The sequence below is a fragment of the Rhizobium aouanii genome, assembly GCF_037002925.1.
In the GTDB taxonomy this organism is placed as follows: domain Bacteria; phylum Pseudomonadota; class Alphaproteobacteria; order Rhizobiales; family Rhizobiaceae; genus Rhizobium; species Rhizobium aouanii.
This window is the reverse complement of the sequence record NZ_JBAMYD010000003.1, coordinates 244,494-260,564: the sequence shown is the minus strand read 5'-3', so window position 1 is coordinate 260,564 and position 16,071 is coordinate 244,494. Positions and strand designations below refer to the sequence as shown.

Sequence of the window (16,071 nt, the reverse complement as noted above, 5' to 3'; positions counted from 1 at the left end):
TGGGACGCGGCGCGGCAGCGGCCGCGCCGGATACAATCAGACGCCGAGTGACTTCAGCTTGCGGTGCAGCGCCGAACGCTCCATGCCGACGAATTCCGCGGTGCGCGAGATATTACCGCCGAAGCGGTTGATCTGGGCGATCAGATAATCCTTCTCGAACATCTCACGGGCTTCGCGCAACGGCAGCGTCATGATGTGATAGTCGTTCTTGGCGGACACCTTCGGCAGCATGTCGCCGAGATCGGTCGGCAGCATGTCGGCGGTGATCGGCGCATCCGGCCCGTCGGTGCGGGCGAGAATCATCAGCCGCTCGATATTGTTGCGCAGCTGGCGGATGTTGCCGGGCCAGTCATGCGCCTGCAGCACCGCCATGGCGTCGTCGCCGATGCGGCGCGGACGGATGCCCGCCTGCTCTGATATCTGACGCATCAGCTGGTCGACGAGGAAGGGAATGTCCTCGCGCCGCTCGGCAAGTGCGGGCACACGCACCGGCACGACGGCAAGGCGATGGTAGAGATCCTCGCGGAACCAGCCCTCGGCGATGCGGCTCTCGAGATTATAGGCGGTCGAGGAGATGATGCGGACATCGACCTTGACGCGCTTGGAGCCGCCGACGCGCTCGAACTGCTGATCAACAAGCACGCGGAGAATCTTGTTCTGCGTCTCGCGTGGCATCTCGCCGACCTCGTCGAGATAGAGGATGCCGCGATGGGCTTCCTCGAGCGCGCCGATCTTGCGCGCCTGGCCGGGCGTGCCCTCGGTGCCGAACAGCGCCACTTCCATGCGTTCGGGAGTGATGTTGGCGGCGTTGATCGCGACGAAGGGGCCGTTGGCGCGAGCCGACTTCTTGTGGATCATCCGCGCCACCAGCTCTTTGCCGGAGCCCGACGCGCCGAGGATCATGATGCGGCTGTTGGTCGGCGCAACTTTCTCGATCGTCTGGCGCAGCTGCGAAACGGCGACCGAGGTGCCGATCAGCTCCAGCGCATCGCCGGTGCGGCGCTTCAGATCCGAGACCTCGCGCTTCAGCTTGGAATTCTCCAGCGCGCGTTCGGCGATCAGAATCAGCCGGTCGGCCTTGAAGGGCTTTTCGATGAAATCGAAGGCGCCGCGCTTGATCGCCGATACGGCGGTCTCGATGTTGCCGTGGCCCGATATCATCACCACGGGCAGTTCCGGATGGCGGGTCTTGATCTCGTCGAGCAGCGACAGACCATCGAGCTTGCTGCCCTGCATCCAGATATCGAGGAAGATCAGCCGCGGCACGCGATCGGAAATCGCCGCCAGCGCGCTGTCGCTGTCATGGGCCGTGCGCGTCTCGTGCCCTTCGTCGGAGAGAATGCCGGAAACGATCTCGCGAATATCGTGCTCATCGTCCACGACGAGAATATCAGAGGCCATAAACGCTTTCCTTGTCATTGGCTGCGGGGGCAGCAGGCGTCGGATCCAGGCGTGGCAGATGCACGCGGATCATGGCCCCTCTTCCCCGGTCAAAATCGACGGGCGCATCATGCAGCTCGAGCTGCCCGCCATGTTCCTCGATGATCTTCTTGACGATGGCGAGGCCGAGGCCGGTGCCTTTCTCGCGCATCGTCATATAGGGTTCCAGAATGCTGTGGCGGTTCTCCACCGGCAGGCCGCGGCCATTATCGATCACGTCGACGGTGAAGCGGTCGCGGCCGGTATCGAGTGCGGCGCGGACGAGAACCTTGCGTTCGTCCCGCTCGTCGCTCGGAACGGCCTCGATCGATTCCACGGCATTCTTGATGAGATTTCCGAAGGCCTGGCCGAGCATGCGGCTGTCGAACAGACCCTCCAGCGGCTGGTCGCCGAAATCCTGCTCGAAGGTGACGTGATGGTTGCCCATCTCGCGCAGGAAGATCGCGTCGCGCAGAATATTGCGCAGATCACTCGGCTCCTTGGTCGGCTTCGGCATGCGGGCAAAGGCGGAGAATTCGTCGACCATGCGGCCGATATCGCCGACCTGGCGGATGATCGTATCCGTGCACTGGTCGAAGACGGTCCGGTCATCCGGGTCGATCTGCTTGCCGTAGCGGCGTTGGATGCGCTCGGCGGACAGCTGGATCGGCGTCAGCGGGTTCTTGATCTCATGGGCGATGCGCCTTGCCACGTCGCCCCAGGCGGTCGAGCGCTGGGCGATGACGAGATCGGTGATGTCGTCGAGCGTGATCACGTAGGATTCGCTCATGTCGCGCACTTCCTCGCGGGTGACCTGGACGCTCAGCGTCCTCACAGTGCCGCCGCGCACAAGGGCGATCTGCTTGCGGAAATCGCCGCGATAACGCACCGCCGCCTCCGTCAGCACGTGATCGACCTCAGGCGCGATGTCGACCAGCTGCTTTCCGAGCATCTCGTCGGCCGACAGCGACATCAGCGTCTCGGCCGAGCTGTTGACGATGGCGATGCGGCGGTCCTGCTCGACGCCGATGACGGCGGCGGTGACGCCCGAGAGCACCGCCTCGATGAACCGGCGGCGGTCGTCGACCTCGTCCTTGGCCTCGAGGATCTCGTCGCGCTGGGTGCGGATTTCCGAGATCATCTTGTTGAAGGTGCGCGACAGATTGGCGACGTCGCCGTCGACGGCATGCACCGGCACGACGATGTCCATATTGCCCGATGCGACGCTGTCGGCCGCGGTGATCAGCAGACGGATCGGCCGGACGATGCGGTCGGCGACGGCGATTGCCGTCCAGATCGCCGCCAAAAGCACGATCAGCGCGAAGCCGATATAGAGCACGGCAAAGGCGACCTGCAGCGAGAAGCGGTTGGCCTCCATCGAGCGGTATTCGGTGGCGTTCTCCTCCATCATGCGCATGGCGCCCATGACCTTGGGATCGACGGCGCGCACCGTGTAAAGGAAGGTGCCCTGGATGGCATCGAGCTTGATGATGGCGCCGACGAGATTGGTCACGCCGGGCGGAATCAGCGTCGGCTGGCCGGCCGCCGCCTTTTCCAGGGCGTCCTGGGGAATAGCGGGTAGCGGCTTTTCGGTGGCGATATCGGCCTGGACGATCACCGAGCCGTCGCGCTCGACGAGGAAGGCGCCGAGCAGGCCGCGGCCCCTCGCCTGGCGGGTCATCAGGTCGGCAAAACCCGTCCTGTCGAGGCTGTAGAGCGCGCGGTTGCGCTCCAGGTCGTTGGCCATGGAGACCGTCTGCCCCTGCAGGTAGCTGGCATTCTCCATCATGTAGGCCTGGCCGATATTGCGCGACGAGCTGACGATCGACTGGGTGCGCAGCGCGAACCAGCGGTCGAGGCCGGCATTCAGCGTGATACTGGCGAAGATGGCGACGAGGATCGCCGGCGTGATCGCGACGATCGAAAACAGCACGACGATGCGGATATGCAGGCGGGCTGCCGCACGGCCACGGGTGCGGGCTTTCAGCAGCCTTGCCACCTCGCGGCCGATCAAGGCGAGCAGCGTCAGGACAAAGAAGGAATTGACGATCACCGAGGTGATGACGACATGCGACGTCGGCGCGATCGGCGTCAGTCCGAGCAGCACGAAAAGCGTGGCCGTGGCGCAGAGAAGCGCGCCACCGGCGAGCACGAGGCCGGGCACGGCAAAAAGGGCGCGGCGATCGGTCACCGTCGTCACCGTCTCGCCCGCCGCCGCCGGCGATACCCCATCCTGCGTCATTCGGCCTCTCTTCAGACGGCACCTGCCGCCCTCGCCATCCGATCGAAAACCAAGCAACGCCGGCTTTAAAAAGCCAGCGCTGCAACACTCGATCGGGAGCGAATGTCCAAAACCCTTGCGTGACCTTTAAGCAACGCATTGTGGCGAAAATGCAACGCGTCTGGTCACATTGTCAAGCCGTGCTTCCCTCGACGAGCCTTAATCTGACCCGCCGAGGAAGGTTTTGTTTTCTCTAGAAGCGCCGTGGTGCTTCGGGTTTATTGCCGACGATCGTGTCGATCCGCTCCAGCACGTCAGACGTCATCTTCTGTCGGTGTGAGAGAGCCGCGAGATTGTCCTGCAGCTGGCTGGCGCGCGAGGCTCCAAGAATGACGGTCGAGACATTGCGGTTGGCGAGGCACCACAAAAGGGCGAGATGCGTGATCGACAGGCCATTCTCGTCGGCAAGTTTTGCAAGCTCGCCAACCTGTTTGAGCTGGGCAAGGCCGGCATCACTGGACCATTTTTCCTTCAGCCATTCATAGCCCGGCAGGTTCATACGGCTATCGGCCGGCACACCGTTATTGTATTTGCCGGTCAGGACGCCCGAGGCGAGTGGCGACCAGATCGTCGTGCCAAGGCCGATCAGGTCGTAGAGCGGCAGATAGTCGGATTCGACCTTCTGGCGTTCGAAGATGTTGTACTGCGGCTGTTCCATGGTCGGCGGCGTGATGCGCAAGTCCCGGGCAACGGCATAGGCCTCCGTCAATTGCTGCGCGGACCATTCCGACGTGCCCCAATAGAGCACCTTGCCCTGGGCGACGAGATCGTGCATCGCCCGGACCGTTTCCTCGATCGGCGTGTCGATATCCGGGCGATGGCAGAAGTACAGATCGAGGTAGTCGACCTGGAGCCGCTTGAGCGCTGCATGGCAGGCATCGGTCACATGCTTGCGCGACAGGCCGCGCTGCGTCGGCCTCTCACCTCCCCAGAAGACCTTGCTGGAGACGACGAAGCTGTCGCGGCTCCAGCCAAGCCTGCTGAGCGCCTCGCCCATCACGATTTCGGACTTACCGCTCTCGTATCCTTCGGCATTGTCGAAGAAGTTCACCCCATTGTCATAGGCAAGCTTCATGAGGTCGACGGCGTCGCCTCCATTGACCTGCTTGCCGAACGTGACCCAGGAACCGAAGGAGAACTCGCTCACCTTCAGGCCCGACTTTCCCAAACGTCGATATTCCATCATGCAACTCCCGCAAATTATGAATATGTGCCGGCTTGTCACCGGGGTCGGCGTCGCCCGATTGATCGACGACCGATTGGCGTAATCTATGGCATGCGCAACGATATACGAGGCTCAGCCCGCCAAGTTGACCAAAATACGATGTCGCAGTTCCCGTCAGCCCGACCGCAATGAAAAAGGGCGCTCCACGACATCAGTCGGAGCGCCCGTGGCATGCGATCGACGACGTTTGCGGCGGAGGTCGACAGCAGCAACGGCAGAATGATGAGATTCGGAACGGATAGGCAACATGCGATTGGAATCTGCGACATTATCGCGCGCTGATTGATCCTGTCATCCACCGGATATCCACAGCCTATCCACAGGCACCGCGACAATGATCGCAGCAACTTCAATGACATTCGCCTCTCGGCAAAACACTCCTCACAAATGCTTATGTGACTGTCGAATGACACCGCATCTTTGTTTGTCTGCTTGGATACAAACCGTGGCCTGGCTCGGATAGGCTCACCTCTCCTCCCGACCGTGGCGGCGGACGCCGGGAGGGTGGGCGGTGGGCAGATATGAGGGCCCGCCGCCTTCTTTTTATGCGCCCAGAGCAGGCTCAGGCGGTGCGGGAACTCCTGTAGACCGAGACGCCAAGTTCCCTGATCTTCTTGCGCAAGGTGTTGCGGTTGAGACCGAGAAGATCAGCCGCCTTGATCTGGTTGCCGCGTGTCGCCGTCAGGGCGGCGAGGATCAGCGGATACTCCATTTCGGTCAGCACGCGATCATAGAGGCCGGGCGGCGGCAGATTGTCCCCGAAGCCTGCGAAATAGCTGCGCATGTTCTCTTCGACGGCTTGCGCGATCGTCATCGAGCCGCTGCGCATCGGCCCCTTGTCGATCGGGCTGTCGGGCACGTCGGAACGCAGTTCCGCGTCGATGATCTCGCGGGTAATGACATCCTGCGGGTAAAGCGCCATCAGACGGCGGATGAGATTTTCCAGCTCGCGGACATTGCCCGGCCAGGCATAGGCCTTCATCAGTTCGAGCGCTTCCTGATCGAAGCGCTTGGAGCCGAGGCCTTCCTTTTCGGCCTGCTGGATGAAATGACGCACCAGATCGGGAATGTCCTCGGCGCGATCGCGCAGCGGCGGCAGGCGCAGCGGCACGACGTTGAGGCGGTAGTAGAGATCTTCGCGGAAGAGGCCCTGGTTGATCGCCTGCTTCAGGTCCTTGTTGGTGGCGGCAACGATGCGCACGTCGGTGCGGATCGGCGTACGGCCGCCGACGGTGGTATATTCGCCCTGCTGCAGGACGCGTAAGAGCCGCGTCTGGGCGTCCATCGGCATGTCGCCGATCTCGTCGAGAAAGAGCGTGCCGCCTTCGGCCTGCTCGAAGCGGCCGGTCGAGCGGGTCTGCGCGCCGGTGAAGGCGCCCTTCTCATGGCCGAAGAGTTCGGATTCGATCAGGTCGCGCGGGATCGCCGCCATGTTGATCGCAACGAAGGGGCCGTTGCGGCGCTTGCCGTAATCATGCAGCGCACGGGCAACGAGTTCCTTGCCGGTGCCGGATTCGCCGGTGATCATCAGCGTCAGGTCCGTCAGCATCAGCCGGGCGAGCACGCGGTAGATTTCCTGCATCGCCGCCGACCGGCCGACGAGCGGCATGCCGTCCTGCATGTCGTCTTCGAGTTTGGCGGGCTTGCGCTTCGGCTCGGCCAGCGCACGGCCGATGATGCCGATCAGCTCGGTGAGGTCGAAGGGCTTCGGCAGATAATCGTAAGCGCCCTTCTCCGAGGCCTTGATGGCGGTCATGAAAGTGTTTTGGGCGCTCATGACGAGGACGGGCAGGTCGGGCCGCGCCTTCTTGATGCGCGGCAGCAGATCGAAGGCGTTCTCGTCGGGCATCACCACATCGGTGACGACCAGATCGCCCTCGCCTGCCGAAATCCAGCGCCAGAGGGTAGCGGCGTTGGAGGTGATGCGGACGTCATAACCGGCGCGGCTCAAAGCCTGGTTGAGCACGGTCCGGATGGCCGCATCATCATCTGCAACGAGGATCGTGGCTGTCATCGAGAAGGTCCTGTCGAGCTTGCTATAGAGGCGTCTTCGAGCGAGGCGTCCTTGGACGCCGGCATGAGAACGCGGAATGTCGTGCGGCTGTTCTGGCTGTCGCATTCGATGATGCCGCCGTGATCGCCGATGATCTTGGCGACCAGCGCCAGGCCGAGGCCGCTGCCGTTCGGCTTGGTGGTGATGAAGGGATCGAAGAGATGCGGCAACAGATCGAGGGGAACGCCGGGGCCGTTGTCGTGAACGCAGAATTCCAGCGGCAGCGAGATCTTTTCACGCGTGCCGGCGACCGAAAGACGGATGCCGGGACGGTAGGCCGTCGTCAGCATGATCTCGCCGTCCGGCCGATCGCCGACTGCTTCGGCGGCGTTCTTCACCAGATTGAGGAAGACCTGGACGAGTTGGTCGCGATTGGCATAGACGGCCGGCAGCGACGGGTCGTAACTCTCGGTGACGCGGATGTTGCGGGCAAAACCCGCCTTGGCGACGGCCTTCACATGATCGAGCACAGAATGGATGTTGACCGGCATGCGGTCGACAGGGCGTTCGTCGGAAAAGACCTCCATGCGATCGACCAGCGAGACGATGCGATCGGTCTCGTCGCAGATCAGCCGGGTCAGCGCACGGTCCTCATCGACCGCAGACTGTTCGAGCAGCTGAGCAGCACCCCGGATGCCGGAGAGCGGGTTCTTGATCTCATGCGCCAGCATCGAGGCAAGGCCGGTCACCGAGCGGGCGGCGGCGCGATGCGTCAGCTGTCGGTCGATCTTGTCGGCCATCGAGCGTTCCTGGAAGACGATGACGACGGCGCCGGGCTCGCTGAGCACAGGGGCGACGTAGAGATCAACGAGCTTGTCCTGGCCGAGGCGGGGCGAACTCAGGTCGACGCGATATTCGTTGACCGGCGCCTTGCGCTCGCGCACCTGGTCAATCAGGGCGAGCAGCGGGCTGCCGAAAGGAATGAAGGTCGAGATCCGGTAACGCGCCAGATGCGAGGCGCTGGCGCCGAAGAAGGCCTCCGCCTCCCAATTGGCGAAAACGACGAAGCCGGATTCGTCGACCATGACGACGGGGTTCTGGATGGCGTTCAGCACGGCCATGGCGACGGTCCCGCCGGCGTGATCGGACGGAGATGTCATATCCTTCATCATGCCGCCTCCCGGCTGTCGACAACACTGGCCGCCAATGCATCGTAAAGACGCGCGGCCACCTCACGCGGGTCGCGCGAGGTCATGATCTCCGCTTTTTCAGCGCCTGACAGGTCAGGCGCCAAACGCTGCAGATACCAGCCGAGATGCTTGCGGGCGTGGCGGATCGCCACCGCTTCGCCATAGAAATCCAGCATCATCCGGTAATGCTCGACGGCGATATCGGCGATCTCCTGCGGTAGCGGCTCGGGCGCACCGGCAAGGACGCCGGCATGCCATGGCCTGCCCTGGCAGCCCCTGCCGATCATCACGGCATCGGCGCCGGAGCGGCGCAATATTTCCTGTGCGTCGCCTGCGGTTTCGACATCGCCATTGGCGATCAGCGGAATGGAGATCACCTCGCGGACGGCGCGGATCGCATCCCAATCGGCGCGGCCTTCATAGAATTGCATGCGGGTGCGCCCATGAATGGTCACAAGCTGGATGCCGGCCGCCTCGGCGCGGCGGGCAATATCAGGCGCGTTGATCGAATTCTCATCCCAGCCAAGGCGCATCTTCAACGTCACCGGAATGTCGACGGCTTTGACCGTCGCCTCGATGAGGCCGAGCGCGTGATCGGGGTCGCGCATCAGCGCAGAACCCGAATAACCGCCAATCACCTTCTTTGCCGGGCAGCCCATGTTGATGTCGATGATATCGGCGCCGTGATCGGCGGCGATCTTGGCCGCCTCCGCCATCCAGTGCGCCTCGCGCCCGGCAAGCTGCACCATATGCGGCCGGAAGCCCGCAGCACTGAGCCGCGACCAGGATTCGGCCGTGTCGTTGACCAGTTCGCGGCTCGCCACCATTTCGGTGACGACGAGGCCGGCGCCGAAGCGCCACGCAAGCTCGCGGAATGGCATATCCGTGACGCCGGACATCGGCGCCAGTACAACGCGGTTCCGCACGGACACGGGTCCGATTTGGAAAGGCGCTGCGAGGTCCTGGGAAATCAAATGATTATCTTTCGGGCACACAATAGAACTGCATTATTTTTAGCCACTATTCCCTGACTTGCCAAGGGGGCTGGGACCGGAATTGATATTTTTCGGGCAGATGCTGGAAAAGGCCAAAGCAAGACGTTAGAGCACTCGGGTCAATTCCGCATATTTTAGGGGATTTATGCTGCAAATGCCTTCTAAGCAACCGATATCGGCTGGAATTGTCATCGTGGCGGCTGGCCGCGGCGAGCGCGCAGGATCCTCCAAGGAAGGCCCCAAGCAATATCGCATGATCGGCGGCAAGCCGGTTATCGTGCATACGCTTGAAAACTTCATGACATGGGAAGCGGCAAGGCAGATCGTCGTCGTCATCCATCCCGATGACGAGGCGCTGTTTGCGAGAGCCTTCCGCCACATCATCTCGGCAACGCCGATCGAAACGGTGCATGGGGCTGCGACCCGGCAGCAATCCGTGCTTGCCGGCCTCAGATACCTCAAGGACAAGCACATCAGCCATGTGCTAATCCACGATGCCGTGCGGCCGTTCTTCGACCATGTGCTTCTGGACCGCATCGCCGAAAGCCTTGGCGCCGGCGCGCAGGCGGTCCTGCCGGCGATCCCGGTCACCGATACGCTGAAGCGCGCCGACAGCGCCGGCATCGTGCTGACGACGGTTTCACGCGAGCATCTCTACGCGGCGCAGACGCCGCAATCCTTCGCCTTCGAAACGATCCTAGAGGCGCATGAGAAGGCAGCCGCGAGCGGACGAAGCGATTTCACCGACGATGCCTCGATTGCCGAATGGCTGGGCATTCCGGTGACGATCGTCGAGGGCACGGCCGACAACGTCAAGCTAACGGTCAAGAATGATATCGCCATGGCCGACGACAAGCTGTCGGCTTCGCTGCTTCCGGACGTGCGTACCGGCAACGGCTACGACGTGCACCAGCTCGTCGCGGGCGATGGTGTGACGCTCTGCGGCGTGTTCATTCCGCACGACCAGAAGCTCAAAGGTCACTCGGATGCCGACGTTGCGCTGCATGCGCTGACGGACGCGCTGCTCGCCACCTGTGGCGCCGGCGATATCGGCGATCATTTCCCTCCGTCTGACCCTCAATGGAAAGGGGCGGCCTCGCGGATCTTCATCGAGCATGCCGCCGCAATCGTGCGCGAGCACGGCGGCACGATCATGAATGCCGACGTCTCGCTGATTGCCGAGGCGCCGAAGGTCGGCCCGCATCGCGACGCCATGCGGGCGAAATTGTCGGATTATCTCGGCATCGATATCGAGCGCTGCTCGGTCAAGGCGACGACCAACGAGACGATCGGCTTCGTCGGCCGGCGCGAAGGCATCGCGGCGATCGCCACTGCGACCGTCGTCTATCGCGGGAGGAAATGATGAGCCTTTTTCCTCAGGATATTATTTCGACGGCGGAGGCGATCATCCGCGACTTCACGGCTGCAGGGCTGATGGTCTCGACCGCCGAATCCTGCACCGGCGGGCTGATCGCCGGGGCGCTGACGGAGATTTCGGGCTCGTCCGCCGTCGTCGACCGCGGCTTCGTCACCTATACGAATAGCGCGAAGATCGAGATGCTCGGCGTGCAGGCGGAAACCCTGCTACGCTTCGGGGCGGTCTCCGAGGAAACGGCGCGGCAGATGGTGCATGGCGCCCTCTTCCGCTCGCGCGCCGAGATCGCCGTTGCCGTCACCGGCATTGCCGGCCCGGGTGGCGGATCGGCAGAAAAGCCGGTCGGCCTCGTGCATCTCGCCGCCAAATCGCGCGCCGGCACGCTCATCCATCGGAAAATGCTCTATGGCGATATCGGCCGCAGCGAGGTTCGGCTGGCGACGATCAGGACGGCGCTGGAAATGGTGCGCACGCTCTATGCGACCTGACGCCGGTTCGCTCATCGCGCCGGCGTGTAGATTCTGTTTGCGCGCGTCTCGAAGGCTTCGGTGAACATGCGGAAGGCGCGGTCGAACATCGAGCCCATCAACGCGCCCAGGATGCGGCTCTTGAACTCGTAATCGATGAAGAAATCGACGGTGCAGCCGCCAGACGGCGTCTCGGCAAAGTGCCAGCGATTGTCGAGATATTTGAACGGGCCATCGATATATTTGACCTCGATGACGTGTTCGGCCCGGTTCAGCAGCACCTGTGTCGTGAAGGTCTCGCGGATCGCCTTGTAGCCGACCGTCATGTCGGCAACGAGCAGGATCTTGCCGTCGCGCTCCTTGCGGCTCCTGATGGCGAGGGCTTCGCAGAGCGGCAGGAATTCCGGATAACGCTCGACATCGGCGACGAGATCGAACATCTGCTCGGGCGTGTGCGGGACGGGACGGTGCGTTTCGAATTGCGGCATAAGCGGCAATTAATCGGGCCGGCCGAGAAGATCAAGAAGCTCGCGCATCTGGCAGCGGGATTTTTAGAGCCTTTCCTGGTCAGATTGCAGCATTCTGCCGGAGCAGGTTTTCGTCAGGGCAGAGGCGATTGGCGAAGGGCATACCCCTTGGGACGTCCGAGCCGATCGCCTCTGCCCTGGCGCAAAGATGCCCGGCCCTTCGGGTTGGCTGAAACGGGCCGGCTGATCGACCGGCCGGCTTGGCCGTAGAGCTGGGCTACGGCGCGCGCCGGCCGGTCGACCATCCGACTCCGTTTGAGCCAACAGAATGCTGCAATCTGACCAGGAAAGGCTCTAACTGAAGAACCGGCACTTCGGGGCCGTGCTCGGCGATGCCCGCGACGAGACGCGGCGCGAATTTTTCCTCGAAAGTCCAGATGAAGCGGAGGAATTCCAAATCGATCTTCTCGATACAGCCCGGCGCCATTTCGGGGCGAGTGCGGCCTATCCATTTCGCCCACCGGCTGATTGCGCCCCAGATGCAGACAAGTCGCGGCATGCGGACCCAGATGACGAAATCGGTGCGCGGCAACCGAATGTCCAAGGAAGATGGGTTCGTGCCGTCCATGATCCAACGTTCTTCGAGGATCCGGCTTGCGATGATCTTTCTCTGCTCGACCCTGTCGCGCACCACCCAGCCGGGAAGCCAGAAAACATCGCGGTCGAGCGAAATGTAGGAAAGCCCGAAGCGCCTGGCGATCTTCAGCGACAGCGTCGATTTACCGCCGCCCGAACAGCCGATGACGAGGATCCGGTGGGCTGTACGGATGTGCCTTGCCGCCTGTTTAAGATCGGTGATCTGCTGACGCGGCGGCAGCTCTACTTTCTGATCCATCTCAACTCCCCGCAACCCGTAGGTATCGCCGGCATGCTCTCAAACGCCAAGAGCGGCGAACCGGTTAGCTGCTTTGCGCGATCTTATGATGACGGTGGAATTTGCAAGGCCGTGATCCTGAAGCGCCGCTTCGATCAGAGGTGCGGCATCGCGCTCGAAATTCCAGATATAGGCAAGCGCCTCCAGCGAGAGGCGTTCGGGGCAGCCGGCAGGCAGTTCGGGACGGTTGCGCCCAAAATAACGGAATGTTCGCGAGACCGCGCCGTACAGACATGCATATCTGGGCAGCCGAAGCCAAATGACGGCGTCTGCGCGCGGCAGGCGAAGATGGAAGGAGTTGAGGCCGGTTCCATCCATGATCCAGCGTTCTCTCGCCACCGCCTTGGAGATCAGGCTGTCGATCTCGTTGCGCGGCCTCTTTCTCCAGCCCGGTAGCCAGTAGAAGTCGCGGTCCATGGAGATGTAGTCAAGGTCGAGCGCTCGCGAAAGCCGCTTTGCGAGCGTGCTCTTGCCGCTGCCGGGGCTGCCGATCACCAGAATACGGTCGGCTTCGGCCAACGCCGATTTCAATCCGAAGGTGATGTTCATCGCCGGCCGCCCAATGAAAAACCGCCGCAAAAATCGCCGCGGTTCAATCAAAAAGCAAGTACCAGATGTTACTCGGCGGCGATCAACAGCTTCTTCTCGCGCGCCGCTCTCAGCCGAGCAAAGTCGTCGCCGGCATGGTGGGACGAGCGCGTCAGCGGGCTGGAGGCGACCATCAGGAAGCCCTTGCTGTAGGCGACTGTCTCGTAAGACTTGAACTCGTCGGGGGTGACGAAGCTTTCGACCTTATGATGCTTGCGGGTCGGCTGCAGGTACTGGCCGATCGTCAGGAAATCGACATCGGCGGTGCGCAGATCGTCCATCAGCTGCAGGACTTCGTTTCGCTCTTCGCCAAGACCGACCATGATGCCCGATTTGGTGAACATGGTCGGATCGAGTTCCTTCACCCGCTGCAGCAGGCGGACGGAATGGAAGTAGCGGGCGCCGGGGCGAACCGTCAGATAGTTGCCAGGCACCGTTTCCATATTATGGTTGAAAACGTCGGGCTTGGCGGCGACGACGCGTTCCAGCGCACCCGGCTTCTTCAGGAAGTCGGGCGTCAGGATCTCGATCGTCGTCATCGGCGAGGCGGCACGGATCGCCCAGATCACCTTTTCGAAGTGTTCGGCGCCGCCGTCTTCCAGATCGTCACGGTCGACCGAGGTGATGACGACATGGCTGAGGCCCATCTCCTTGACTGCCTTGGCGACGTTCTCGGGCTCGGCCATATCGAGCGCGTTCGGCTTGCCGGTGGCGACATTGCAGAAGGCGCAGGCGCGGGTACAGATCTCGCCCATGATCATGAAGGTCGCGTGCTTCTTGTCCCAGCACTCGCCGATATTCGGGCAGCCGGCCTCCTCGCAGACGGTGACTAGCTTGTGCTCCTTCACGATCGCGCGCGTCTCGGCATAACCCTTGGAGGTCGGCGCCTTGACGCGAATCCAGTCCGGCTTGCGCATGACTTCCGTGTCCGGCCGATGCGCCTTCTCCGGATGCCGCACGCGCTTGGCGTCGGGATTGATCGTATCGAGGATGGTCACCATTGCAGTTTCAGCTTTCTACCGCCCCTATGCGGCAAATCTCATTCGGATCTAGCGCCGCACCAGCCGCGCAAGGAATATCAACAAGCAGGCGCCGAGGAAACCCGTCACGAAATAGCCGAGCCGCCCGCCGACCACCTCGAGATGAAACTGCGCGAGGATGGCGCTTGCGACGACCGAGCCGACAATGCCGAGCACGATATTCAGGAAAATCCCGTATCGCGCTTCCATCAGCTTGCCGGCGAGCCAGCCCGCAAGCCCGCCGATGATGATTGCCGAAATCCAGCCGACGCTTTCCATGCCTTCCCCTACCCTCAAGTTGGCCCTCAGTTACGCCTCAAGCGACCGCTCTCGCGATCAGAACCACGATGATGGCGCCGACGGTGGCGTGGATGATCTGCACCACCAGCGCATTTTCAATGCCCAGCGAAATGCCGAGCGTGCTGAACAGATAGCCGCCGACGAAGGCGCCGATGATTCCGCTCAGCAGGCATCTTATCAACCCGCCGCCACCGACGACGAGACTTGCCAGGAAGCCCGCAACCAGGCCGATCAGCAAAAACACCAGCAACGCCTGCGTCTCCATAGACATGATGATTTCCTTTCGTTTTTTCCACCCCGCGGAGTGGCTTTGCCACCCCGACATAAAGGGCGGCATTGGAAAGTATCAAGCGTTCAGGACGCGGCCGTACGCATCGAGCACCGCTTCCTTCATCGTTTCGGACACAGTCGGATGCGGGAAGATCGTGTGCATCAGCTCTTCCTCGGTCGTTTCGAGATTCATCGCGACGACAAAGCCCTGGATGAGTTCGGTGACTTCGGCGCCGACCATATGGGCGCCGAGCAGCTCGCCGGTCTTCCTGTCAAAGATCACCTTCACCATGCCCTGGTCTTCGCCGAGCGCGATCGCCTTGCCGTTCGCCGCGAAGGAGAAGCGGCCGACGCGGATGTCGCGGCCCTGCTCCTTGGCTTTGGCTTCGGTGATGCCGACGGAGGCGACCTGCGGATTGCAATAGGTGCAGCCCGGGACCTTGCCCTTGTCTGTGGGATGAACATTCGGGAGGCCGGCGATCTTTTCGACGCAGACGACGCCCTCATGTTCCGCCTTGTGCGCCAGCATCGGCGGGCCAGCGACATCGCCGATCGCATAGATGCCGGCGATATTGGTCTTGCCGTAGCCGTCGATGACGACGCAGCCGCGGTCGGTCTTGACGCCGAGCGCCTCGATGCCGAGATTTTCTATGTTGCCCTGAACGCCGATGGCCGAAATCAGCCGGTCGGCGGTGATCTGCTGCACCTTGCCATCGGCCGTCTCGACGTGAGCGGTGACGCTGTCCGTGGCCTTGTCGACCTTGGTGACCTTGGCGCTGGTGAAGATCTTGAGGCCGCGCTTTTCAAGCTGCTTGCGGGCGATCGCCGTGACCTCGGCATCCTCGACCGGCATGATGGTCGGCATGACTTCGACGACCGTCACGTCAACGCCCATCGAGCGATAGAAGCTGGCGAATTCGATGCCGATCGCGCCCGAACCCATGACGATCAATGACTTCGGCAGAACATCCGGCTTCAGCGCCTCGAAATAGGTCCAGATCAGCTTGCCATCCGGCTCGATGCCGGGCAGCGCGCGCGGACGGGCGCCGGTGGCGATGATGATGTGCTTGGCGGTATAGGTGCCCTCGCCGCTCTTGACGTTCTTCGGCAGCGGATGCTGCGGCTCGACGACGGGCTTCGACGGCTTGCCGACGACGATCTCGCCCGCCTGGGTCCCTGTCGAAGCCTTGGTGATCTTCGCCTCGCCCCAGATGATGTCGATCTTGTTCTTCTTCATCAGGAAGCCGACGCCGGCATTCAGACGGGCGGAGACGGCGCGCGAGCGGCCGACGACGGCCTTGGCATCCGGCTTGACCGTGCCTTCGAGAACGAGGCCGTAATCCTTGAAGTGGTTGGCGTGATCGAGCACCTCGGCCGAGCGCAGCAGCGCCTTTGTGGGTATGCAGCCCCAGTTCAGGCAGATGCCGCCCATATGCTCGCGCTCGACGATCGCAGTCTTGAGGCCGAGCTGGCTGGCGCGGATGGCGGCGACATAGCCGCCGGGGCCGGAGCCGATGATGATGACGTCGTAGGATTCAGCCATGTGTT

At 62.4% G+C, this 16,071-nt stretch carries 15 protein-coding genes; 2 read left to right on the top strand and 13 right to left on the bottom strand.

Annotation, left to right across the window (positions count from 1 at the left end; translation table 11 throughout):
- Positions 1-36: 36 nt before the first annotated feature.
- The 6 genes from ntrX to dusB form a co-directional block, all read right to left on the bottom strand.
- Positions 37-1,401 carry a nitrogen assimilation response regulator NtrX gene (gene ntrX, locus V8P77_RS07105; protein ID WP_011651865.1) on the bottom strand — a complete coding sequence of 455 codons (1,365 nt, stop codon included), beginning with the start codon at positions 1,399-1,401 and terminating at the stop codon, positions 37-39.
- A complete protein-coding gene (locus V8P77_RS07100; protein ID WP_335911390.1) occupies positions 1,391-3,661 on the bottom strand; it encodes a sensor histidine kinase NtrY-like in 2,271 nt (756 codons plus the stop codon). The genes ntrX and V8P77_RS07100 overlap by 11 nt, the downstream gene beginning before the upstream one ends.
- 232 nt (positions 3,662-3,893) lie before the next feature.
- The gene (locus V8P77_RS07095) at positions 3,894-4,883 is read right to left on the bottom strand and encodes a potassium channel beta subunit family protein (RefSeq protein WP_335911389.1); all 990 of its coding nucleotides are present in this window, start codon (positions 4,881-4,883) and stop codon (positions 3,894-3,896) included.
- 604 nt (positions 4,884-5,487) lie between these two features.
- A complete protein-coding gene (gene ntrC, locus V8P77_RS07090) occupies positions 5,488-6,939 on the bottom strand; it encodes a nitrogen regulation protein NR(I) (protein ID WP_077981088.1) in 1,452 nt (483 codons plus the stop codon).
- On the bottom strand, positions 6,936-8,090 hold the full coding sequence (locus V8P77_RS07085; RefSeq protein WP_027665947.1) for a two-component system sensor histidine kinase NtrB: 1,155 nt from the start codon (positions 8,088-8,090) through the stop codon (positions 6,936-6,938). The genes ntrC and V8P77_RS07085 overlap by 4 nt, the downstream gene beginning before the upstream one ends.
- Positions 8,087-9,103, bottom strand: coding sequence for a tRNA dihydrouridine synthase DusB (gene dusB / locus V8P77_RS07080; protein WP_335911388.1), 1,017 nt, complete (start codon positions 9,101-9,103; stop codon positions 8,087-8,089). Before dusB ends, V8P77_RS07085 begins: the two co-directional genes overlap by 4 nt.
- 145 nt (positions 9,104-9,248) lie before the next feature.
- Between dusB and V8P77_RS07075 the strand changes: the two genes are divergently transcribed.
- Positions 9,249-10,466, top strand: a complete 1,218-nt coding sequence (locus tag V8P77_RS07075) for a bifunctional 2-C-methyl-D-erythritol 4-phosphate cytidylyltransferase/2-C-methyl-D-erythritol 2,4-cyclodiphosphate synthase (RefSeq protein ID WP_335911387.1) — start codon at positions 9,249-9,251, stop codon at positions 10,464-10,466.
- Positions 10,463-10,966 (top strand): CinA family protein, encoded by a 504-nt coding sequence (locus V8P77_RS07070; RefSeq protein WP_335911386.1) that lies wholly within the window; start codon positions 10,463-10,465, stop codon positions 10,964-10,966. Before V8P77_RS07075 ends, V8P77_RS07070 begins: the two co-directional genes overlap by 4 nt.
- Positions 10,967-10,977: 11 nt before the next feature.
- Here the strand turns inward: V8P77_RS07070 and V8P77_RS07065 are convergent, their stop codons facing one another.
- From V8P77_RS07065 to lpdA, 7 genes are all read right to left on the bottom strand, one after another.
- On the bottom strand, positions 10,978-11,433 hold the full coding sequence (locus V8P77_RS07065; RefSeq protein ID WP_017993995.1) for a type II toxin-antitoxin system RatA family toxin: 456 nt from the start codon (positions 11,431-11,433) through the stop codon (positions 10,978-10,980).
- Between the two features lie 256 nt (positions 11,434-11,689).
- The gene (locus tag V8P77_RS07060; RefSeq protein WP_335911385.1) at positions 11,690-12,307 is read right to left on the bottom strand and encodes a P-loop NTPase family protein; all 618 of its coding nucleotides are present in this window, start codon (positions 12,305-12,307) and stop codon (positions 11,690-11,692) included.
- A 39-nt stretch (positions 12,308-12,346) separates the two neighbouring features.
- Complete coding sequence (locus V8P77_RS07055) at positions 12,347-12,895, bottom strand: AAA family ATPase (protein ID WP_335911384.1); 549 nt, start codon at positions 12,893-12,895, stop codon at positions 12,347-12,349.
- Between the two features lie 68 nt (positions 12,896-12,963).
- On the bottom strand, positions 12,964-13,935 hold the full coding sequence (lipA, locus tag V8P77_RS07050) for a lipoyl synthase (protein WP_012757334.1): 972 nt from the start codon (positions 13,933-13,935) through the stop codon (positions 12,964-12,966).
- Positions 13,936-13,983: 48 nt separating this feature from the next.
- Positions 13,984-14,232: a GlsB/YeaQ/YmgE family stress response membrane protein gene (locus V8P77_RS07045; RefSeq protein ID WP_003539331.1), complete on the bottom strand. Its 249-nt coding sequence runs from the start codon at positions 14,230-14,232 to the stop codon at positions 13,984-13,986.
- A gap of 37 nt (positions 14,233-14,269) precedes the next feature.
- Positions 14,270-14,524: a GlsB/YeaQ/YmgE family stress response membrane protein gene (locus tag V8P77_RS07040; RefSeq protein WP_017960300.1), complete on the bottom strand. Its 255-nt coding sequence runs from the start codon at positions 14,522-14,524 to the stop codon at positions 14,270-14,272.
- Between the two features lie 75 nt (positions 14,525-14,599).
- Positions 14,600-16,066 carry a dihydrolipoyl dehydrogenase gene (lpdA, locus tag V8P77_RS07035; protein ID WP_335911383.1) on the bottom strand — a complete coding sequence of 489 codons (1,467 nt, stop codon included), beginning with the start codon at positions 16,064-16,066 and terminating at the stop codon, positions 14,600-14,602.
- Positions 16,067-16,071: the final 5 nt, after the last annotated feature.